The 21,187-nt window shown below is 69.4% G+C and carries 16 protein-coding genes and 1 pseudogene; 5 read left to right on the forward strand and 12 right to left on the reverse strand.

Going from position 1 to position 21,187, the window contains the following annotated elements:
• Positions 1 to 62: 62 nt before the first annotated feature.
• Together OH809_RS11935 and OH809_RS11940 are read left to right on the forward strand one after the other, a co-directional pair.
• Positions 63 to 1,733 carry an ATP-binding protein gene (locus OH809_RS11935; protein ID WP_406422412.1) on the forward strand — a complete coding sequence of 557 codons (1,671 nt, stop codon included), beginning with the start codon at positions 63 to 65 and terminating at the stop codon, positions 1,731 to 1,733.
• The gene (locus tag OH809_RS11940; protein WP_406515090.1) at positions 1,730 to 2,410 is read left to right on the forward strand and encodes a response regulator; all 681 of its coding nucleotides are present in this window, start codon (positions 1,730 to 1,732) and stop codon (positions 2,408 to 2,410) included. The genes OH809_RS11935 and OH809_RS11940 overlap by 4 nt, the downstream gene beginning before the upstream one ends.
• A gap of 63 nt (positions 2,411 to 2,473) precedes the next feature.
• Here OH809_RS11940 and OH809_RS11945 read toward each other — a convergent pair whose 3' ends face one another.
• From OH809_RS11945 to OH809_RS11960, 4 genes and pseudogenes are all read right to left on the reverse strand, one after another.
• Entirely contained in the window at positions 2,474 to 4,066 is a 1,593-nt protein-coding gene (locus OH809_RS11945) for a cation acetate symporter (protein WP_406422410.1), read from the reverse strand.
• Positions 4,063 to 4,506 carry a DUF485 domain-containing protein gene (locus tag OH809_RS11950; protein WP_406515091.1) on the reverse strand — a complete coding sequence of 148 codons (444 nt, stop codon included), beginning with the start codon at positions 4,504 to 4,506 and terminating at the stop codon, positions 4,063 to 4,065. The genes OH809_RS11945 and OH809_RS11950 overlap by 4 nt, the downstream gene beginning before the upstream one ends.
• Before the next feature lie 131 nt (positions 4,507 to 4,637).
• Positions 4,638 to 5,084: pseudogene (locus tag OH809_RS11955) on the reverse strand (LuxR C-terminal-related transcriptional regulator); the annotation flags it as partial.
• Positions 5,085 to 5,440: 356 nt separating this feature from the next.
• Entirely contained in the window at positions 5,441 to 7,561 is a 2,121-nt protein-coding gene (locus tag OH809_RS11960; protein WP_406515092.1) for a type IIA DNA topoisomerase subunit B, read from the reverse strand.
• 439 nt (positions 7,562 to 8,000) lie between these two features.
• Between OH809_RS11960 and OH809_RS11965 the strand changes: the two genes are divergently transcribed.
• The gene (locus tag OH809_RS11965) at positions 8,001 to 8,234 is read left to right on the forward strand and encodes a hypothetical protein (RefSeq protein WP_406422407.1); all 234 of its coding nucleotides are present in this window, start codon (positions 8,001 to 8,003) and stop codon (positions 8,232 to 8,234) included.
• 106 nt (positions 8,235 to 8,340) lie between these two features.
• Here OH809_RS11965 and OH809_RS11970 read toward each other — a convergent pair whose 3' ends face one another.
• The 6 genes from OH809_RS11970 to OH809_RS11995 all read right to left on the reverse strand — a co-directional run bounded on the left by OH809_RS11970 (position 8,341) and on the right by OH809_RS11995 (position 16,512).
• Entirely contained in the window at positions 8,341 to 9,171 is an 831-nt protein-coding gene (locus OH809_RS11970) for a S1 family peptidase (RefSeq protein ID WP_406515093.1), read from the reverse strand.
• A 128-nt stretch (positions 9,172 to 9,299) separates the two neighbouring features.
• Positions 9,300 to 10,850 (reverse strand): RNA polymerase sigma factor, encoded by a 1,551-nt coding sequence (locus tag OH809_RS11975; RefSeq protein WP_406422405.1) that lies wholly within the window; start codon positions 10,848 to 10,850, stop codon positions 9,300 to 9,302.
• A gap of 325 nt (positions 10,851 to 11,175) precedes the next feature.
• Positions 11,176 to 12,063: a FadR/GntR family transcriptional regulator gene (locus tag OH809_RS11980; RefSeq protein ID WP_406422404.1), complete on the reverse strand. Its 888-nt coding sequence runs from the start codon at positions 12,061 to 12,063 to the stop codon at positions 11,176 to 11,178.
• 160 nt (positions 12,064 to 12,223) lie between these two features.
• A complete protein-coding gene (locus OH809_RS11985) occupies positions 12,224 to 14,050 on the reverse strand; it encodes an ATP-binding cassette domain-containing protein (protein WP_406422403.1) in 1,827 nt (608 codons plus the stop codon).
• Positions 14,051 to 14,162: 112 nt separating this feature from the next.
• Complete coding sequence (locus tag OH809_RS11990; protein ID WP_406422402.1) at positions 14,163 to 14,927, reverse strand: NUDIX domain-containing protein; 765 nt, start codon at positions 14,925 to 14,927, stop codon at positions 14,163 to 14,165.
• Between the two features lie 286 nt (positions 14,928 to 15,213).
• The gene (locus tag OH809_RS11995) at positions 15,214 to 16,512 is read right to left on the reverse strand and encodes a DUF4192 domain-containing protein (protein WP_406422401.1); all 1,299 of its coding nucleotides are present in this window, start codon (positions 16,510 to 16,512) and stop codon (positions 15,214 to 15,216) included.
• A gap of 110 nt (positions 16,513 to 16,622) precedes the next feature.
• Between OH809_RS11995 and OH809_RS12000 the strand changes: the two genes are divergently transcribed.
• Both OH809_RS12000 and OH809_RS12005 read left to right on the forward strand, forming a co-directional pair.
• Positions 16,623 to 18,794, forward strand: coding sequence for a RecQ family ATP-dependent DNA helicase (locus OH809_RS12000; RefSeq protein WP_406422400.1), 2,172 nt, complete (start codon positions 16,623 to 16,625; stop codon positions 18,792 to 18,794).
• Between the two features lie 215 nt (positions 18,795 to 19,009).
• On the forward strand, positions 19,010 to 19,648 hold the full coding sequence (locus OH809_RS12005; RefSeq protein ID WP_406422399.1) for a hypothetical protein: 639 nt from the start codon (positions 19,010 to 19,012) through the stop codon (positions 19,646 to 19,648).
• A 66-nt stretch (positions 19,649 to 19,714) separates the two neighbouring features.
• Here the strand turns inward: OH809_RS12005 and OH809_RS12010 are convergent, their stop codons facing one another.
• Positions 19,715 to 20,335, reverse strand: a complete 621-nt coding sequence (locus OH809_RS12010) for a hypothetical protein (RefSeq protein ID WP_406422398.1) — start codon at positions 20,333 to 20,335, stop codon at positions 19,715 to 19,717.
• A 60-nt stretch (positions 20,336 to 20,395) separates the two neighbouring features.
• On the reverse strand, positions 20,396 to 21,106 hold the full coding sequence (locus OH809_RS12015; RefSeq protein ID WP_406422397.1) for a ribonuclease HII: 711 nt from the start codon (positions 21,104 to 21,106) through the stop codon (positions 20,396 to 20,398).
• Positions 21,107 to 21,187: the final 81 nt, after the last annotated feature.

Raw genomic sequence — 21,187 nt, forward strand, 5'->3', positions numbered from 1 at the left:
TTGCGTGAATTGGAAAGAAGAGAGATTTCAGGAAGCGCAGGGCTGCGTTTTACCTTCATATGATGAGCGCCCCACCGCCCACCCCCCGAAGACCCCGACGGCTCGGCTGGCCGCAGCGGGTCTTCTCCCAGGTGCTGCTGATGCAGCTCGCCATCGCCGGCGGCGTCACGGTACTCGCCACCGGCCTCTTCCTGGCACCCCTCAGCACGCAGCTCGACGACGAGGCGATGCGCCGTGCGCTCGCCATCGCGCAGAGCACGGCGGCCCAGCCGCAGATCGCCGAGTCTCTGCTCACCACCGCCCCCGCACCCGGGGGGCCCGTGCAATCCGCCGCGGAGCGGATCAGGCGGTCCACCGGCGCCGAGTACGTCGTCGTCATGGACCGGCACGGGGTGCGCTGGTCCCACACCGACACCCGCCGGATCGGCAAGGTCGTCTCGACCGACCCCAGTGCGGCGCTCGCGGGCAAAAAAATCATGGAGATCGACAGCGGTACGCTCGGCCGCTCGGCCCGCGGCAAGGTGCCGCTCCGCGACAACGCGGACCACATCGTCGGAGCGGTCTCGGTCGGCATCGCGTACGACAGTGTCCGCGCCCGGCTCCTGGCGGCGATCCCGGGGCTGCTCGCCTACGCGGGCGGGGCGCTCGCCGTCGGGGCGCTGGCTGCCTACCTGATCTCCCGCCGCATCCAGCGACAGACCCACGACCTGGCCTTCTCCGACATCTCCGCGCTGCTGACCGAGCGCGAGGCGATGCTGCACAGCATCCGCGAAGGGGTCGTCGCGCTGGACCGTACGGGACGCATCCGGCTGCTGAACGACGAGGCGCAGCGGCTGCTGGGGCTCGGCCCCGACGCCGCGGGCCGCCCGCTCGACGACGTGCTCGGCCGGGGGCGGACCGCGGACGTGCTGGCCGGCCGGGTGGTGGGCGACGATCTGCTGACCGTGCGCGGCAACCGGGTGCTGCTCGCCAACCGGATGCCGACCGCCGACGGAGGCGCCGTCGCCACCCTCCGCGACCGCACCGAACTCGAACACCTCGGCCGCGAGCTCGACTCCACCTGTGGTCTGATCGATGCCCTGCGCGCACAGGACCACGAGCACGCCAACCGGCTGCACACCCTCCTGGGGCTGCTGGAGCTGGAGATGCACGAGGACGCGATGGAGTTCGTCACCGAGGTCGTCGGCGTCCACCGTGCCACCGCCGAGCAGGTCACCGAGAAGGTCCATGATCCGCTGCTGGCCGCCCTGCTGGTCGGCAAGGCGACGGTCGCCGCGGAGCGCGGCGTCTCGCTGCGCATGGCGCCCGGCACGCTGCTCCCGGACCGGCTGGTGGACCCGCGCGGGCTGGTCACCGTCGTCGGCAACCTCGTCGACAACGCCCTGGACGCGGCCGCCGGATCGGACGACGCCCTGATCGAGGTGGGGTTGCGGGCGGACGGCCGTACGGTGGTGCTGCGGGTCCGCGACAGTGGCCCCGGCGTCCCTCCCGAGAATCGCGAATCGGTCTTCACGGAGGGCTGGTCGACCAAGGAACTCCCGGCGCACGGCAAGCGCGGTCTGGGCCTCGCGATGGTACGGCGGCTGGCCGAACGACAGGGCGGCTGCGCCACCGTCGACGGGGCGCCGGAAGGCGGCGCCGAGTTCACTGTCGTACTGCCCGAGGCACTCACCGAACCGGGTCTCGCGGAAACACGGCTTCCGGAGCCGGACCTCACGGGAGGAGTTCAGTGATCCAGGTCCTGGTCGTGGACGACGACATCCGGGTCGCGCGGATCAACGCGGCGTATGTCTCCAAGGTGCCCGGCTTCCGGGTGACCGCGCAGGCGCACAGCGCCGCCGAGGCCCTGGCCGCGGTCGAGTCGCAGCACGTGGACCTCGTCCTGCTCGACCACTACATGCCCGACCGCAATGGCCTGGCCGTGGTGCGGGAGCTGCGCAGGCTCGGCCACCGCACCGACGTGATCATGGTGACTGCGGCGCGTGACGTCGCCACCGTCCAGGAGGCCATGCGGCACGGCGCGCTCCAGTACCTGGTGAAGCCGTTCACATACTCGGGGCTGCGTACCAAGCTGGAGGCGTACGCGGCGCTGCATCACACTCTGGAGGGCGGCGGCGAGACCGAGCAGGGAGACGTGGACCGGCTCTTCGGCGCTCTGTGGGCGGGGGGCGAACCCGACCTTCCCAAGGGCCACTCTCCCACCACGGCGGAACTGGTCCGCCAGGCACTCAAGGGCGCCGAGGGGCCGCTCTCCGCGCAGGAGATCGCGGAGAGCGCCGGAATGAGCCGGCAGACCGCGCAGCGCTACCTGAAGCTGCTGGAGCGGACGGGGCGGGTGCGGCTGACACTGCGGTACGGCGAGACAGGCCGCCCGGAACACCGCTACACCTGGGCTTCGGGCTCCCTGTGAATCCCTGTGTGACGGACCACCGGCCCGCAGCAGCCACAACCAGTCCCGCTTTTCCCGGACCGGCTACACCGCCCCCGCCCCGGTCAGCGCGCGGACCTCGGTCTCGGCATGCTTGGCGTCGTCGGGCGGCTCGGGTGACATGACTGTGCCGATCCACCCGGCCAGGAAGCCGAGCGGGACGGAGACCAGTCCGGGGTTCTCCAGTGGGAAGAACTGGAAGTCGACGCCGGGGAAGAGCGAGGTGGGGCTGCCGGAGACGACCGGTGAAAGCACGACGAGCAGCACCGCGGGGATCAGCCCGCCGCAGACCGACCAGACCGCTCCCCGCGTGGTGAAGTTCCCCCAGAACAGCGAGTAGAGCAGCACCGGCAGATTGGCCGAGGCGGCGACGGCGAAGGCGAGCCCCACCAGGAACGCCACATTCAGATCCTGGGCGACCAGGCCCAGCCCGATGGCGGCCACCCCGATCCCGGCCGCGGCGACCCTGGCCACGGTGACCTCGCTGTGCTGCTTGGAGCCCGGGCGCCTGAGCGAGGCGTAGAGGTCATGGGCCACGGAGGCGGACGAGGCAAGCGTGATCCCGGCGACGACGGCGAGGATGGTCGCGAAGGCCACGGCGGCGACCACGGCGAACAGGATCGTTCCCCCGGTGGAGCCTTCGCCGCCGCCGAGCACCAGGGCCAGCAGCGGGACGGCGGTGTTCCCGGCGGGATTCGACGCCCGTACGTCCGCCGAACCGACCAGCGCCGCCGCCCCGAACCCGAGCACGATCGTCATCAGGTAGAAGCTGCCGATGAGGCCGATCGACCAGACGACCGAGCGGCGGGCGGCGCGGGCGGTGGGCACGGTGTAGAAGCGCGACAGGATGTGGGGCAGTCCGGCCGTACCGAGCACCAGGGCCAGCCCGAGGCTGATGAAGTCGAATCGGGCGGTCCAGCTGCCGCCGTACTTGAGTCCGGGCGAGAGGAACTTCAGTCCGTGCCCGCTCCGTTCGGCGGCGGAGGTGAGGAGCGCGTTGACGTTGCCGTGGAAGTGGACCAGAACGAGCACGGTGAGCACAGTCGCGCCCGCCATCAGCAGGACGGCCTTGACGATCTGGATCCAGGTCGTGGCGCGCATCCCTCCGAAGGACACATAGATCACCATGAGCGCCCCGACCCCGATGACGGTCCAGGAGCGGGCGGCGTTGCTCGTACCGCCGAGGAGCAGGGCGACCAGGCTGCCCGCACCCACCATCTGCGCCACCAGGTAGAGCACGGAGACGGTGACGGAGGAGGTGCCCGCCGCGATCCGTACCGGACGTTCCGCCATCCGCGCGGCCACCACGTCGGCGAGGGTGAATCGGCCGCAGTTACGGACGAGTTCGGCCACCAGCAGCAGGACGACGAGCCAGGCGACGAGGAAGCCGACCGAGTACAGCATGCCGTCGTATCCGAACAGCGCGATCAGGCCGGAGATACCGAGGAAGGATGCGGCCGACATGTAGTCACCGGCGATTGCGAAACCGTTCTCCATGGGGGAGAACAGCCGACCGCCGGCATAGAACTCTTCCGCCGAGCCCTGCCGGTTGCGGCTGACCCAGGTGGTGATGGCGAGCGTCACGGCGATGAATGCACTGAACAGAAGCAAGGCCAGGGTCTGGTGATTCCCGCTCAACGCCCGATCCCCCGCGTCATCTCCTGAGTCTCCCACCGCAGATCGAGCGCGGCCCGGTCCCTGCGCAGCCGCGCATGACGTGTGTACGCCCCGGTGAGCAGGAACGTGGTGAGGAACTGCCCGAGTCCCGCGACCATCGCCACGTTGACGGACCCGGCGACCGGACGGGCCATCAGCCCGGGGGCGGTGACCGCCGTGACAACGTAGGCGAGGTACCAGACGAAGAAGGCCAGGGTGGCGGGGACGACGAACCGCCGGTATCGACGGCGCACTTCCTGGAAGGCCGCGCTGCGCTGCACCTCCAGATAGATGTCTGCCGCGCTGTGGCTGCGCTGCGGGGCCACGGGCCCGGGTGGCCCGACGGGCACGAAGCCCCCCGCACCGTCCAGCTCGCCCCATCCGGAGGCCAGAGCGTCGTACCACGGGTCGTCGACTCGCATCGCTGCAGCGTCGCGCCCTGCTTCCTTCTCCACCGAACAACTCCCCTTGTCCACGGACCACTTCGGCCGCGTACCCAAGAATGGGCAGATCAGGAAGTTCCCGGGCACTTCATTCGCCGCTCTTCACCTCTTCAGGTGAAGGATGTCCCGGGCGGGTGTGCGAGACCCCGAACGTACGCATAGCGCACGGCCTGCGCTCTGTCGCGCACCCCGGCCTTGGCGAAGAGATTGTTGATGTGGCTCTTCACCGTGGCCTGCGAGATGTGCAGCCTGCGGGCGATCTCCTGGTTGGACATCCCCTCGGCGATCAGGACGAGTACTTCCGCCTCGCGGGGCGTGAGACCGTCGGGCAGTTGCGACTCCACAGGCAGCGGCCCGGCGGGGGCCGGTGCTGTGGTGACCCGCTCCAGCAGACGGCGCTGCACCACGCACGAGAGCCCGGCCTCGCCCGACAGCACTGCCTGGATGGCCCGCACGATCTCGTCGCCCCCGGCGTCCTTGGTGAGGTAGCCGCGGGCGCCCGCCTGCAGCGCAGGAAAAAGCGAGTCGTCGTCCGCGAACGTCGTGAGGACCACCACCTACGTGCGGCGGCGCCTACTTCACCCAACGCGACCCCGAACGGGCCACCCAACGCGCGATCAACGCGCTGAACCAACTCGCTACACCGTCCCCCTCAACCCGCTGGAAAACGCGGCCTGCCCCTCCCCGAACCAGGCACCCGGCAGCCACCAACGGCCACCGGGCACCCACACACGTCCACACCCACCCTGACCTGCTGCTATTTAGACCGACCGGCAATTGGGGGGGCGGCGTCACGGGGCTGGGGCACGCACCCCCCAATTGCCGGTCGGTCTTACGCGTCAGCGGATCGGCTCAGGGTTGATCGTGGGTGGAGCCGCGGTCTCCACCCACGGGTGGAGACCGCGGCTGCCGGTCACGCGTCGATGCGCGAGCGGTCCAGTGTGGCCGCCGAGCTGGTGATGAATTCCTTGCGGGGCGCGACCTCGTTGCCCATCAGCAGATCGAAGACCTGCTCGGAGGATTCGAGGTCGCCGATGTTGATCCGCCGCAGTGTGCGGTGGCGCGGATCCATCGTGGTCTCGGCCAGCTGGTCGGCGTCCATCTCGCCCAGCCCCTTGTACCGCTGGATCGAGTCCTTGTACCGGACGTTCTTGCGCTGCAGCTCCAGCAGCGTCTGGCGCAGCTCGCCGTCGGAGTACGTGTAGATGTACTTGTCCTGGCCCTTCTTCGGCTGGACCAGCTCGATCCGGTGGAGCGGGGGCACTGCGGCGAAGACGCGTCCCGCCTCGACCATGGGCCGCATGTACCGCTGGAAGAGCGTGAGCAGCAGGATGCGGATGTGCGCGCCGTCGACATCGGCGTCCACCAGGAGGACGATCTTGCCGTAGCGGGCGGCGTCGATGTCGAAGGTCCGCCCGGACCCGGCCCCTATGACCTGGATGATCGCGCCGCACTCGGCGTTCTTCAGCATGTCCGAGACGGACGCCTTCTGGACATTGAGGATCTTGCCCCGGATCGGCAGCAACGCCTGGAACTCACTGTTCCGGGCGAGCTTGGCCGTGCCGAGCGCGGAGTCCCCCTCCACGATGAAGAGCTCGCTGCGGTCCACGTCGTCGCTGCGGCAGTCCGCGAGCTTGGCGGGCAGCGAGGAGGACTCCAGCGCCGTCTTGCGACGCTGCGCGTCCTTGTGCTGCCGGGCCGCGATGCGGGTGCGCGCGGCGGCGACCGCCTTGTCCAGGACCGCCCTGGCCTGCGCCTTGGCATCACGCTTGGTGGAGGTGAGGAATGCCTTGAGCTCCTTGGCGACGACATTGGCGACGATCCGGTTGGCCGCCGAGGTGCCGAGGACCTCCTTGGTCTGGCCCTCGAACTGCGGCTCCGCCAGCCGTACGGTGACGACTGCGGTGAGGCCCTCCAGGGCGTCGTCCTTGACGATGTCGTCCTCGGCGACCCGCAGGAGCTTCGCGGAGCGGAGCACCTCGTTGACCGTCTTGGTCACGGAACGTTCGAACCCGGTCACATGTGTGCCGCCCTTGGGGGTGGCAATGATGTTGACGAAGGACTTGAGGTTGGTGTCGTATCCCGTGCCCCAGCGCATGGCGATGTCGACAGCCAGCTCACGCGTGACCTCGGTCGCCGTCATGTGCCCGCGCTCGTCCAGGACCGGCACGGTCTCCTTGAAGGTGCCCTGCCCGGTCAGCCGCAGCACGTCACAAACGGCCTTGTCCTGGGCGAGGTACTCGCAGAATTCACTGATTCCGCCGTCGAAGCGGAACGTCTCCTCGGTCTTGCCCTCACCGTCGAGACCGCGTTCGTCGCGTACGACGATCGTGAGTCCGGGGACGAGGAATGCCGTCTGCCGGGCCCGCTGGTAGAGCGTCTCCAGGCCGAGCTTGGCGTCCTTGAGAAAGATCTGCCGGTCGGCCCAGTAGCGCACCCTGGTGCCGGTGCGCGCCTTCGGGACCCGCTTCCCCTTGCGGAGGCCGTTGGCCGGGTCGAACGGGCTGTCCGGCCCGTGCTCGGTGAAGATGCCCGGCACCCCGCGCCGGAAGCTGATCGAGTGGGTCGCGCTGTTGCGGTCGACCTCGACGTCGAGGCGGGCCGAGAGCGCGTTGACCACGGAGGCTCCCACACCGTGCAGACCACCGGACGCGGCGTACGATCCGCCGCCGAACTTGCCACCGGCGTGCAGCTTGGTCATGACGACCTCGACGCCGGACAGTCCGGTCTTGGGCTCCACGTCGACGGGGATGCCCCGGCCGTTGTCCCTGACCTCGACGGAGTTGTCCTCGTGGAGGATGACCTCGATGTGGTCGCAGTAACCGCCGAGGGCCTCGTCGACGGAGTTGTCGATGATCTCCCAGAGGCAGTGCATGAGGCCACGGCTGTCGGTCGACCCGATGTACATCCCGGGGCGCTTGCGGACCGCCTCAAGCCCCTCCAGCACGAGAAGGTGCCGCGCGGTGTAGTTGGAGCCGTCTCGGTCTGCTCCGGTCAGCAGCGCAGTGGACGGCACGGACGTATCGGCGGTCACGCGGTTCGCTCCTCGCTGAATTTCATTTGGGGTCCAGGTGGGTAACGGGCTCGGCTTCGGTTGCCGCTGAGAGCGTACCGAGGCCTGGTAGAGCGGTTGTACCGCCACCCTCGGGGAATGCTCACACTAGACCAGCCTCGCATACGCGTTCGATCCCTCGTTGGAGTGACGCGCACATCACGTTCCCTTCGAGGCATGAACCATTTAGGCTCCGGGCACGTCCTCATGAACAAACCGGCAAGCCGGCCGGACGGACCGACCGACCAATACAAGCAACGCGAAACCGTAGCGCTACGCAATACGGCACATTCGCCGCGAACCGGCAACAGACAGCCATCTTGAGAAGAAGTTTCGAAGAAAAGCCACGAGCGGGAACGTTTTCGGCCTGGTTGGATGTTGACCCTGGTACGACAGCTCGTCGAGCTAGAGAAGAGGCGACGTGACTACTGTTCTGACCCCCGCGAGCCCGCTGACCGCAGCAGACCGCTGTGACCGTTGCGGCGCCCAGGCATATCTGCGCGTCGTCCTGATCAGCGGCGGTGAACTGCTCTTCTGCGCCCACCACGGTCGCAAGTTCGAGCCGGAACTCAAGAAGATCGCCGCGGAGATACAGGATGAGACGGACCGACTGACGGCCATCCAGGCCAATGCCGTCGAAGAGGAACAACACTGACACCTCGCATCCACGACGAGCCAGGGTCCGGCTCCGTACCGGGCGACGGACGGCTCCCCCACCGAGGGGGGAGCCGTCCGTTCTCGTGCCTACGGAGCGATGCCGGTCAGCTATTGCCTGCCATCCAGCCCGCCACCGCGGAGATCCTCGTGTAGACGCCGGGGCTGCCCGCGACCCCACAGCCATTCCCCCAGGACACCAGGCCGATGAGCCGCCCACCGGCCACCAGCGGCCCTCCGCTGTCCCCCTGGCATGCGTCGTGCCCGCCCTGCGGTTCGCCCGCGCAGAGCATCGTCGAGGCCTCGTACGCGGCGCCTCTGCCACCCGGGTAGGCCCGCTGGCACGTGCTGTCCGGCAGAACACGCACCTGGGCGGAGCGGAGCGACGTCACGTAGTCACCGTTCCCGGAGATGTCCCCCCAGCCGTAGACGAGGGCTGCGCTACCCGGCTCATCGGCCTGGTCACCGGCTGTGGCCATCGGGATCACGCTCTCTCCGGGGAGCGCATCGGCCAGGGTGAGTACCGCCAGATCGCCGGAGTTGGTGGTGGGGTCGTACCCCGGGTTGATCCATGTCCCCTTGACCGCAACCTCCCGGCCGCCGGAGCCGGTCAGCTCATCCCGCCCGGCAATGATCCGCAGGTCGCGCACCTGGCCCACATCGGTGCCGAGTGCCTCCCGGCTTAAACAGTGGGCGGCGGTCAGCACCTTCGTCGGCCCTACCAGCGCGGCACCGCAGAACTGGCCCGCACGGGTACCTCCGAATCGGTTACGGCTGGACAGTGCCACGACCCACGGGCTGTCCTTGACATGTGCCGGCTGCCCACCGATGACGATGCTGTCGGCAGCCGCCGGAACCGGGGACCCGAGCGGTATCACGGCTGCCGCGGCAACCAGGGCGAGCGGCCCGGTCATGGCGCGGACGACGTTACGGGACATGCGTACTCCTGACTCTGCGGTGGATCATGCCCACTCAGAGTCATCCACCATGTCGGCAACCGCACCCGCACATGCGGCGAGGGCCCGGTTCCTCGGAACCGGGCCCTCGGCCTGCCTACTCCCGCGACTTAGTCGAGGTAGTCGCGCAGCACCTGCGAACGCGACGGGTGGCGCAGCTTCGACATGGTCTTCGACTCGATCTGACGGATGCGCTCACGCGTCACGCCGTAGACCTTGCCGATCTCGTCGAGGGTCTTCGGCTGACCGTCGGTGAGACCGAAGCGCATCGAGACCACACCCGCCTCACGCTCGGAGAGGGTGTCGAGCACCGAGTGCAGCTGCTCCTGGAGGAGCGTGAAGCTGACCGCGTCGGCCGGGACGACCGCCTCGGAGTCCTCGATCAAGTCACCGAACTCACTGTCCCCGTCCTCACCCAGCGGCGTGTGGAGGGAGATCGGCTCACGACCGTACTTCTGGACCTCGATGACCTTCTCGGGGGTCATGTCGAGCTCCTTGGCCAGCTCCTCCGGGGTGGGCTCACGGCCCAGGTCCTGGAGCATCTGACGCTGCACACGCGCGAGCTTGTTGATGACCTCGACCATGTGCACCGGGATACGGATGGTGCGGGCCTGGTCGGCCATGGCGCGGGTGATCGCCTGACGGATCCACCAGGTGGCGTACGTGGAGAACTTGTAGCCCTTGGTGTAGTCGAACTTCTCGACCGCGCGGATCAGACCGAGGTTGCCCTCCTGGATCAGGTCCAGGAAGAGCATGCCGCGGCCGGTGTAACGCTTGGCCAGCGAGACCACGAGACGGAGGTTGGCCTCCAGCAGGTGGTTCTTGGCGCGGCGCCCGTCCTCGGCGATGATCTCCAGCTCGCGCTTGAGCTTCGGCGCGAGCTTGTCGGAGTTCGCCAGCTTGTCCTCGGCGAACAGGCCCGCTTCGATGCGCTTGGCGAGCTCGACCTCCTGCTCGGCGTTGAGGAGCGGGACCTTGCCGATCTGCTTCAGGTAGTCCTTGACCGGGTCGGCCGTGGCGCCTGCGACGGCGACCTGCTGCGCGGGCGCGTCGTCCTCGTCGTCGTCGGAGAGGACGAATCCCTTGCTCTCGCCCTCGCCCTCCTCCTCGTCGCCCTTGCCGACCTGCACTTCCTCGACAACCTCGTCACCGTCGAGGAGCTCGTCGGCGTCCTTCTTGCCTGCCTTCTTCGTTGCAGTCTTCTTGGCCGCCGTCTTCTTCACGGCGGTCTTCTTGGCAGCCGTCTTCTTGGCTGCCGCCTTCTTCGCAGGGCTGGCCGCGGCAGCGTCGTCGGCCACCACGTCCACGGTTTCGGCCGACGGGGCGGCGGTGGCCGCGACGGTCCTCGTCACGGTCGTCTTGGCCGCGACAGTCTTGGTGGCGGTGCGCTTGACCGGGCTCTTCGCTGCGACGCTCTTGCGGGCGCGCTTCGGCGATTCCGCGGCACTGACCATCAGCGTCACACCCTCTTCCTCGAGGATCTGGTTGAGGCTGCGCAGAACATTCTTCCACTGGGTTGGCGGAATCTGGTCAGCCTCGAAGGCCCGACGCACGTCATCGCCGGCGATCTGCCCATCAGCCTTTCCCCGCTCGATGAGCGCCATCACAGACTCGGACTCGGCGATCTCCGGCGGGAGCGTACGGGATGTGCTGGCCGACACGAACAACCTCTCGGAACGATGGAAAACGGCTTCCGGCCCGGCCCGGGAGAGGGCTGGAGCCGACGACCGTCGGGCTGGGAATGTACCGACGGCGCAGGTTTGGCCTCAGAACTGCACAGCGCCGTCAATGGCTGCTGTATTCCTTCCGCGGCGGTCACCTCTTAAGTCATCGCACCGTCTCAAGAAGTGTTACGCCCAATCCGCGTGGCCCGAGTCACACCCCATTTACGGCGAATGCCACCAAGAGCGACATCCTTCAACAATTGAGCCGCCGGACCGCGAGGGTCCGGCGACACATGGTTCGTACACCCTGGCCGTACCGCGGTCAGTGCTCGCGCGGCGCCGGCACCACCCGCTCCACCTCGGGGTGGACGACGAGCAATTGACGCATGGCCGCCTCGGCACCCGCCGCGTCGCCGGTCGCGAGGGCGTCGACGATCCGGACGTGGTGACCGAGGGACGCCTCGCCGGGGCGGTCACAGCCGGTGACCGGACCACCCGAGACCTGGAGGGCGGCAGAGACGATGCCGGAGAGATGTTCGAGCATGCGGTTGCCGGCGGCCTGGATCAGCAGGGAATGGAACTCGGCGTCGGCCCGCGAGTATGTGATCACGTCGCCCTGCGTGAGCGCGTGCCCCATGATCTCGACCATGTCACCGAGCCGCTGCTGAATGTCCTCACGGCCGTGACCGGCGGCGAGGCGAGCGGCGAGCGGTTCGATCGTCCAACGGAGTTCACCCAGCTCACGACGCTGGTCGTCGCGCTGCGGACCGAAGGCTCGCCATTCGATGATGTCGGGATCCAGCAGATTCCAGTCGCTGACCGGACGGACGCGGGTACCCACATTGGGCCGGGCGCTGACCAGGCCCTTGGCCTCAAGAACGCGCAGAGACTCACGTACGACGGTGCGGGAGACCTCGAAACGCTGGCCGATCTCCTCCGGCACGAGCGGGCGATCGGCGCCCAGATCACCGGAGACGATCATCTGACCGAGCTGCTGAACGAGCTGTCCGTGGAGGCCACGGCCGCGGCTGGCCGAACCCCGCCGGCTCGCCCGCCCCAGCTCTGCATCGGTGCCGTCCCACGAACGGATGGCGGCGCGCTCGCCGGCCGGCGCCTCCGTATAGGGGTAGCGGTCAAGTTCACCCGAGCCGGCGAGGCCGGAATCGACGGAGCGGGCGGCGGTCATCATGGTGTGCGCAAGGGTACTCACGCATCCTTTGTCGGCGCGGCTCGCCCGCCCCTTGAGGTCTTTGGTGAAAAGCACACGAAAGGGTGATCGGCGCCCACCCCCCAATTGACGCCTTATCCGTACAAAACGGGCGCCCTCAAGGGAATTGCAGGCCTCGTGACCGGGTGGCTGCGCTCCGTGATCACCAACGGACCCTGCCGCGAAGGCTGGTGAACACATACGCGCAGATGAGGACCGAGAGCGACAACGACAGCGCCGCCCCCACGGGGTGCGCGACCATGCGCACCCCCGCCATCACCCAGGAGTCCATCCCGTCCGGCCACCGCACCCAAGCCAGCTCGCGGAGCCTGCCGGGAAGCCCACGTACCGAATGGCTGGCCGGCCCCGACAGCGCTCTCCGGACGAGCGGAACGACGAGCGCGGGCACAGCGAGCACTGCGGCAACCCCGGCGGCTGTCACTCGGAAGATTCCGGCGGCCAGCAGACCCGCCCAGGCACAGCCCACGTTCAGGCCCGCCCAACTCGCTGCGAGAAAAGCTGTATTCGACGGAACGCTGACCAAGTCGCCTCCGTACACGAGACGGAGCGCCTCCGCGGAGGCCACCACAACGATCAGAGCGAGGAGCAGCGCAACGCCCGCGGAGACCGCCAGCTTGGCCAGGAGCAGACCGAGGCGGCGGGGGACGGTGCCGCGGCCCGCCGCAAGCGCGGGGTAGCGGAACTCGTCGCCGAAGGAGAGCGCGCCGAGCAGTCCGGCGCCGACAGCAGCAGGCGGCAGGGGCAGCACCGTGGGCCAAGCTGCAAGCACGTTCGGCAGCGGGGCATGGCCGGTGCGGGCGAGAAGGACGGCGAGCCCGACCGAGACGACCAGAATGGCCGCCATGATCAACGTTGTTGTCCTGACGCCGAAGAGACGGCGCAGTTCGTAGCGGAGCGGCCGGTGCGGACCACGAGCCGGCCGCCGGCGGATCGACGGTGCGTGTTCCGGACCCGGGACGGGCGATGCCGTTTGCGGCACAGCTTCCGGCTCGGAGGCAGTCGGCTCCGGTCGCGCCGGTGCCGCCTCCGGGCCTGACGCGACTGACGCCCGCCCCGGCGATGCAGCCTCCGCTTCGGGGGCGACGGCCGCTGCGGGGCCGGTGTCGGCGATCTCGTCGGCGAGTTGGTGAACGGGTACACCGTGACGGAATGCCGTGTCGCCGATCTCCGCACACGTGCTGCCGTACACCGAGAGGCGGCTGCCCGCTTCGGTGACCACCTCGACGGAACGCCGGGCCGCGCGCGCCTCACGGCTCACGACTGCGGCGAGCCGTGCGGCGTGCGGAGTCCGGACTGCGACGCGGGGGCGCAGACGGGTACGCGAGAAGTCGATGACGTTCTGGTCGGAGACCAGCCGTCCGGCGTCGACGGTGACCACGTGGTCGGCCGCGCGCGCCGCCTCCTTGGGGTCACAGGTGGTGTAGAGGACCGTTCCTCCCTGCGCGGCATGGGCACGCAGGAACCCGTGCAACCAAGCGTTCTCGCGTGGCGAGAGGCCCTCTCCGGGTTCGTCGAGGATCAGCGCATGGGGGTCTCCGAGCAGCGCCGACGCGAGGCCCAGCCTGCGGTCCATGCCGAGCGAGAGCGCTCCGATGCGCTGGTCGCCGAGCCCGGCGAGGCCGACGGTGTCGAGCAGCTCGTCGGCCCTGGAGGCGGGTACGCCCGCTGCGGCACTGAGCATGCGGAGCTGGCCACGGACGGTGCGGACGGGATGGCCGGGCACGTCCCCGAGGAGTACTCCCACTTCACGGGCGGGATGCGGAATGCGGTGCAGCAGCCTGCCACGGAAGTAGGTGACACCGCGACCCGACTCGATTTCGAGCATCAGTCGGAGGGCTGTGGTCTTGCCGGAACCAGGGGCGCCGAGGAGTGCCGTGACGCGGCCGGGTCCGGCTTCGAAGGTGAGGTCGTCCACGGCGGGCGGCCGGCCGCGGTGGGGGGCGCTGGTGAGTCCGATGGCCTGAAGCATCGCTTCTCTCGCGGGAGGTGAGACCGCTCGGCGGCAGGGCGAATACCGCAGCACGATATCCCGGCATATCAAACTTTTAGTGCATCATCGGTCCCACGGGCGTTCCGCGAGGTCAGACCTCGGGCCTCAGCATCGGCGGATTGAGCACGGTGGCCGCGCCGGCCCGGAAGAGCTGGGCGGGGCGCCCGCCCTGGCGGGTGGTCGTTCCGCCGGCAGGCACCAGAAAGCCAGGGGTGCCCGTCACCTTGCGATGGAAGTTCCGCGGGTCCAGAACCACGCCCCAGACCGCTTCGTACACCCGGCGCAGTTCTCCGACCGTGAACGCCGACGGACAGAAAGCGGTGGCCAGCGAGGAGTACTCGATCTTGGAACGTGCCCGCTCGACGCCGTCGGCGAGGATCTGCGCATGATCGAAGGCGAGCGGGGCGTGCTGTTCACCCTCGCGGCCGAAACCGCCCTCCGGCCCGAGTAGATCCTCGACGGGTGCCCATCGTGCACTGTTCGCGTCGCCGCCCGCGCGGGGAGCGGGCAGGTCGGGGGCGAGTGCGAGGTGAGCCACGCTGACGACCCGCATCCGGGGGTCTCGTTTGGGGTCGCCGTAGGTCGCGAGCTGTTCGAGATGAGCACCGTTGCCGACTGCCGGAGCCACCGGGTCCTGCGCGCACAGTCCGGTTTCCTCGACGAGCTCACGCGCCGCAGCGGCTCCGAGGTCCTCATCGGCTCTGACGAAGCCACCGGGAAGTGCCCACCTGCCCTGAAACGGGGACTCGCCACGGCGAACCACCAGCGCACAGAGCGCATGACGGCGCACGGTGAGCACAACCAGGTCGACGGTGACAGCGAAGGGCGGGAAGGTCGACGGGTCGTAGGGTGGCATGCCGTGATCATAGTCGTCTGCCTGACGATAAACACTCCCTTCGTCATGATCTTCATCCAGCCCGGCCCCAGAAACTGGTCGGCTCGCCGCCCGCGCGATGAGAGTCGTTCTCCGGGGCACGTCACGGGAGCACCCCGGAGGCCGTTGTGTTCCGGTGCACAGAAGCTGCACACCGGCGGCTCCCCCTCGTCGCTCTTGTCGTTCTCGCTGTCTGTGCCCGCTCAACTCGATGCCCTGCGCCGCGCCCCCGCTCCCCTGCCCGACGCCGGGCGATCGGTATCCATGGTCATCGGCCGCCCCCGGCCCCGCCGTGACCGTGGGCCCGCGGCTCACGGTCACGGCGTCGCTCGACCGCCCTTGGCCGGGTCGGGCCGGGCTGCGTCTTGTTCCGCCTCACCGCCGACGGGCGTACCGTGCGACGCCGGGCGACTCGCTCGGCACGATGGTGACCGCGTTCCTTCTGCTCGCTGCTCTCCCCGCGCAGGCAGCGGCGCAGAGCTTCCGGATCGAGTCCTTCGTTGCACGCCTGATGGAGCAATTGAGCGAAGGTGTAGTCGGGGTCCACCCGGAGGGCCAGCCCCAGTGCGACCCGGGCGCCCGGCTCGTCGCCTGTCGACCAGGAGACCCAGCCGGCCAGGGTGAGCGGCGCAGCAGCGTGTTCCTCGTACGGTCCGACGCAACGGCGTGAGAGCGCCCGCCACAGCCGCAGGGCGGATTGGGCTTCGGGCCCTTCCATCCATTCCGCGGCCTTGTCCCGGGTCTCCCGGTCCTGGAGACCGAGGATCACCGCGGCGGCCTCGTCATTGCTGATCAGCGAGTCGTCCTGGCTGTCGGCCGCGGAGGGCGCGGTCGTCGGCGCCTCCCGGAGGCGTTTCATCAGGACGCGCGCGAGCCCGAGGGTCTCTCGAGCCACTTCCTTGCGTCCCTCCTCGTCGAGGATCCTCGGCACCAGTGCAGCGCCGGCCGAGTCGAGGGCCTGCGGTTGCTCTGCCACGGCCGAGGTCTTCAGAGGCGCCAGTCTGGCTTCCATCTCCCTCAGAGATCCCCGGACCTGAATACCCGCGTAAGTGGCGGCGGCCGCCATCACCGAAGTGCCCGGCAGGGACAAGCCGTTGCCTTCGCTCGGGCAACAGCGCGCGTCCGGACAACAGTAGGACCAGTAGCGTCCGCCGGAGATGCAGAGCGCTTCGAGGACGGGTACCTCGAAAGCCCCGCAGGCCGTGCGCAGACGCTGGGCCAGCGGCCGCAGCCTCTCCATCGTCTGGCCCGGGGTCTCCCCGTCGGCAGGATCCTGGCAGAGGAATACGACGATCGCATCAGGGTGCTCACCGCGTCGCTCGCTCCCCTTGACCAGGCACTCGGCGAGCTGCTCGGCGACGTGCGGCCATTCCTGCGGCGACTGCGGAATTCCGAGCCTGAGCCGCCCGCCGAAGCGGCCCCGACCGCCGTGCAGAGCGACCATGACCACGCTGTCGTTCGGATAGAAGCCCATGAGATACGGAAGGGCATCTGCGAGTTCGGCGGGCCCGCGCAGAGTGATCTGCTGCTCGTCGGCCGGTCCGGTGGATTCGTGGTGTTTGTTCATGGCATGACCGTCCCGCGGGCAGCAGAATTCCGCGACCCCCTGTGGATAAGTTGTCCACAGGGCCGCGGGGTCGTTCGCCGTTTGTCGTAGCCATCGGGTTGCATGGGGGCATGACCAACGCAGACCGCGCAGAGCTCAGGGCTTCGGCCGATTCCGTACTGGCCCGACTCGTCGGGGACACCACCGGCACTGCCCGGCTGCGCGAGGACCAGTGGCGGGCCATCGAGGCGCTCGTCGCGGACAAGCGCAGAGCGCTGGTCGTCCAGCGGACCGGCTGGGGCAAGTCCGCCGTGTATTTCGTCGCGACCTCGCTCCTGCGGGCGCAGGGCAGCGGCCCGACCGTGATCGTCTCTCCGCTGCTCGCGCTGATGCGTAACCAGGTCGCGGCCGCGGCCCGGGCCGGCATCACCGCCCGCACGATCAACTCGTCCAATACCGAGGACTGGGACACCGTCCAGGCCGAGGTGGCCGCGGGCGAGGTGGATGTGCTGCTGGTCAGCCCCGAAAGGCTCAACAATCCCGACTTCCGGGACCAGGTCCTGCCCCGCCTCGCCGCCGCCACCGGGCTGCTCGTGGTCGACGAGGCGCACTGCATCTCCGACTGGGGCCACGACTTCCGGCCCGACTACAGACGGCTGCGGACCATGCTCGCCGATCTGCCCGCAGGGGTACCCGTGCTCGCGACGACCGCCACCGCGAACGCACGGGTGACGGCGGATGTCGCGGAGCAGCTCGGCACCGGGGCGGGTACGGACGCGCTGGTGCTGCGTGGGCCGCTGGACCGCGAGAGTCTCAGCCTCGGCGTACTGCAACTGCCGAACGCCGCGCATCGGCTGGCCTGGCTGGGCGATCACCTCAAGGAGCTGCCCGGCTCGGGGATCATCTACACGCTCACGGTCGCGGCCGCTGAGGAGATCACGGCGTATCTGCGCCAGTGCGGACACACCGTTGCGTCCTACACGGGCCGCACCGAGAACGCCGACCGGCAGCAGGCGGAGGACGACCTCCTGGCCAACCGGGTCAAGGCTCTCGTCGCAACGTCCGCGCTCGGCATGGGATTCGACAAACCCGACCTCGGCTTCGTCGTGCACCTCGGCTCTCCCTCCTCCCCCATCGCCTACTACCAGCAGGTGGGCCGCGCGGGCCGGGGCGTCGAGCACGCCGAGGTACTGCTGCTCCCGGGCAAGGAGGACGAGGCGATCTGGCAGTACTTCACCTCGGTCGCCTTCCCTCCGGAGGAGCAGGTCCGACGCACGATCGATGCGCTCGCCCAGGCCGGCCGGCCGCTCTCGCTGCCTGCTCTGGAACCGCTGGTCGACCTTCGGCGCACACGGCTGGAGACCATGCTGAAGGTGCTCGACGTCGATGGCGCGGTCAAGCGGGTGAAGGGGGGCTGGACCGCCACGGGGGAGCCGTGGGTCTACGACTCCGAGCGGTATGCCTGGGTGGCACGCCAGCGCTCGGCCGAGCAGCAGGCGATGCGTGACTATGGAACGACGACCGGCTGCCGGATGGAATTCCTGCGTCGCCAGCTGGACGACGAGGAAGCGACGGCATGCGGGCGCTGTGACAATTGCGCGGGAGCGCGCTTCGGCGACCAGGTGTCGACGGCCGCCCTGGACACCGCGCGGGGCGAACTCGGCAGGCCCGGTGTGGAAGTGGAACCCCGCAAGATGTGGCCGACCGGTCTCGCGGCGGTGGGCGTCGACCTCAAGGGTCGTATCCCGGCGGGAGAACTCTCCTTCTCCGGGCGGGCGCTCGGCCGTCTCTCCGACATCGGCTGGGGCAACCGCCTGCGCCCGATGCTGGCGTCGCAGACACCTGACGCACCGGTTCCGGACGATGTGGCGAACGCGGTGGTGACGGTGCTGGCCGACTGGGCCAAGGGATCCGGGGGCTGGGCGTCCGGCGCAGCCGACGCCGTACCGCGGCCGGTGGGGGTCGTCACGGTCGCCTCGCACAGCAGGCCGCAGCTGATCCAGTCGCTCGCCGGCCGGATCGCCGCGGTCGGCCGCATGCCGCTGCTCGGCAGCGTCGCCTACGCCCCCGGGGCGGACGGGGTACGGATGTCGCAGACCAACAGCGCGCAGCGGGTGCGTGCTCTGCATGAGGCGCTCGTCGTGGAGCCGGAACTGGCCGAGGCATTGGCGTCGGCAGGGGGGCCGGTGCTGCTCGTCGACGATCTCTCGGACACCGGCTGGACGCTCGCCGTGGCAGCGCGGCTGCTGCGCAAGGCCGGTGCGGAGGGGGTGTTTCCGCTGGTCCTCGCCGTTCAGGCGTGACAGGGGCGTCATCCGTCCAGGGTTTGGGCAGGGATATCCGTGTCATTCCAGCCGATTTCCGTCAGCCGCGCCAATTGCTCGTTGCCGCCTCCCGATTCGCCAGGAAGAATTGAACTCGCTCCCTGCACGGTCCTTTCGTGGCCCGGAAGGGCTGTGCCGCGGTGTGCCCCACCCAACCCTGCCCGCACCGTGGGCGCGTATGCGAAGGGAGGAACGTGACCTTCGGATTCGCTCCGTCCGCAGCCACTTCGATGTCGGCGTCCTCGGTGTCCGCCGACTCCGCCAACCGCCTTGCCAGAATGCTCGAACCGGCCGAATGGGCCGCCGCGGGCATACCGTTGCTGCGCAGCCCGCGCGAGGTGGTCAGCGGCCTGCATACCCGGCACCGGCCGATCCCGGAGACCGCTGTCGTCGCCGTACTCGACCATGAGGAACGCCTCACGGCCAGCGCCTCGTTCGCCCGTCGCTCCGTCTCCGCGGACGGCTGGGAGTTCCGGAACGCACTGCTGGCGCATTTGCGCCGGGTCATCCCGCATGATCTGCGCCGCCGCACACCCGTCCGCACCGCGGTGCTGCTCTACTGCCGCGAGGGCGACGAGCGGTGGACGGAGGAGGACGGGGCGTGGATGTGGGGTCTGCGGGATGCCTGCACGCTGCACGGCCTGCGGTGCGGCGCGTACATCACGCTGACGCGTGGCGGGTGGCAGGTGCTGGGCGAGGGCCGGGGCGGCCGTCGGCCCAACTCCACATCGCCGCCTGCGGCTCTCGCCGAGACGGTTGCCGAGCATGATCCGTTCCCGCTGCGCACCGGCGGCGGTGCGGCGGAGGCGCTGCGACGTACCGCGGCCCGCTGACCCGGGTCGTGGGCCCGGCCGCCCTGTCGGGCAGCCGGGTCACCACGGCCGTACGCGTCGTTCGGCTCAGACGCCGGCGCCGAGCACGGCGTTGATCCGCTGCGGGTCACCGCAGACGACCAGCAGTGCTCCGGCACGCTCCCTCGCGAGAGGCAGCGCACGGGCGGTGGCGTCATCGACGTCACCGTTGACCGCAACGATCACCACGGGGCGGGCCTTCACCCGGTCCGCAGCCACGGCACCGGCGAAGAAGACGTCGTCGCCCGCATCGTGCTGGGCCCAGTAGGCGGCTTCTCCGAAGGAGAGTTCGTGCACCGCCCACGGGTGCTGCTCACCGGTGGTGAGCACCAGGATGTCGCCCGGTGCGCGTCCGGAGTCGAGCAGCAGATCGACAGCCTCGTCGGCGGCGTCGAGCGCACTGCCGGCCGAGGCCGGGATCAGCTGGAACTGCGGCGCGGAACGAGCCTCCGACCGGGCCGTCTGAGGCTGGCCGGAGGTGGAGTGCGGGCGCTGCGCCGGGGGCGCGGGCCTCGCGGGGCCGGGACCCGGACGACCGGTGCGCGGCGTGGCCGCGGAACGCGGGCCGGGTACGGGACGGGGGGTCGGCGCGGTGCGGCCTGCGGCCGGAGTGACGCGGGGACCCTGGGCGCTCTCGTGAATCTGAGGCTCCTCGGGGATGAGAGGCATGGGTGGTTGTCTATCAAACGCCGGCGCAGAGGACATCGGCGGGTGGGCATAAATGCGCGTTCAGAAGTCGAAGCCGAGTTGGCCCCCGCTTTCCAGTGCAGCCGCCTCGGCGGAGATGCGGATCTTCTTCAGGTGCTGCCACCTGGGCAGCGCGTCGAGGTAGGACCACGAGAGGCGGTGCAGGGGCGTGGGCCCCAGCGCCTCCAGAGCGGCCCTGTGCACGGGGGACGGGTAGCCGGCGTTCGCATCGAACGCGAAAGCGGCGTACTCCCCCGATTCCGCGCCCAGTTCGGCCATCATCGTGTCCCTGTGGACCTTCGCGATCACCGAGGCGGCCGCGACCGCGATGCAGGACTGGTCGCCCTTGACGACGGTTCGGACCGTCCAGGGCTTTCCCAGGTAGTCATGTTTGCCGTCGAGGATCACTGCGTCGGGGCGCACGGGCAGCGCTTCGAGGGCGCGTACGGCGGCGAGGCGCAGAGCCGCGGTCATCCCGAGCTCGTCGATCTCCTGCGGGGAGGCGTCACCGAGGCCGTAGGCCGTGGCCCAGTCCTGGAGCAGCGGCGCCAGCTCGGCACGGCGCTTCGGGCTGATCAGCTTGGAGTCGGTGAGTCCGGCGGGGGGCTTGCGGAGGCCTGTGACAGCCGCGCACACGGTGACCGGTCCCGCCCACGCTCCGCGTCCGACCTCGTCGACACCGGCGACGGTCTTGGCACCAGTGGTAGCGCGCAGTGAGCGCTCGACGGTGTGCGTGGGTGGTTCGTACGGCATGGCGCCAGTCAGCGTACGCCGACGGAGACGCCACGAACACCCCGGGGCGCCGGACCGTCGTGCGGCCCGTGGTGTCGCTTT

Source organism: Streptomyces sp. NBC_00873 (genome assembly GCF_045207415.1).
Lineage (GTDB): Bacteria > Actinomycetota > Actinomycetes > Streptomycetales > Streptomycetaceae > Streptomyces.

Excerpts from the sequence above, each read along its gene's own strand:
- OH809_RS11935 (WP_406422412.1), top strand. The coding sequence starts at position 63 with ATGAGCGCCCCACCGCCCACCCCCCGAAGACCCCGACGGCTCGGCTGG.
- OH809_RS11950 (WP_406515091.1), bottom strand. The coding sequence starts at position 4,506 with ATGCGAGTCGACGACCCGTGGTACGACGCTCTGGCCTCCGGATGGGGC.
- OH809_RS11970 (WP_406515093.1), bottom strand. The coding sequence starts at position 9,171 with ATGTCCCGTAACGTCGTCCGCGCCATGACCGGGCCGCTCGCCCTGGTT.
- OH809_RS11985 (WP_406422403.1), bottom strand. The coding sequence starts at position 14,050 with ATGCTTCAGGCCATCGGACTCACCAGCGCCCCCCACCGCGGCCGGCCG.
- OH809_RS11990 (WP_406422402.1), bottom strand. The coding sequence starts at position 14,927 with ATGCCACCCTACGACCCGTCGACCTTCCCGCCCTTCGCTGTCACCGTC.
- OH809_RS11995 (WP_406422401.1), bottom strand. The coding sequence starts at position 16,512 with ATGAACAAACACCACGAATCCACCGGACCGGCCGACGAGCAGCAGATC.
- OH809_RS12000 (WP_406422400.1), top strand. The coding sequence starts at position 16,623 with ATGACCAACGCAGACCGCGCAGAGCTCAGGGCTTCGGCCGATTCCGTA.
- OH809_RS12010 (WP_406422398.1), bottom strand. The coding sequence starts at position 20,335 with ATGCCTCTCATCCCCGAGGAGCCTCAGATTCACGAGAGCGCCCAGGGT.
- OH809_RS12015 (WP_406422397.1), bottom strand. The coding sequence starts at position 21,106 with ATGCCGTACGAACCACCCACGCACACCGTCGAGCGCTCACTGCGCGCT.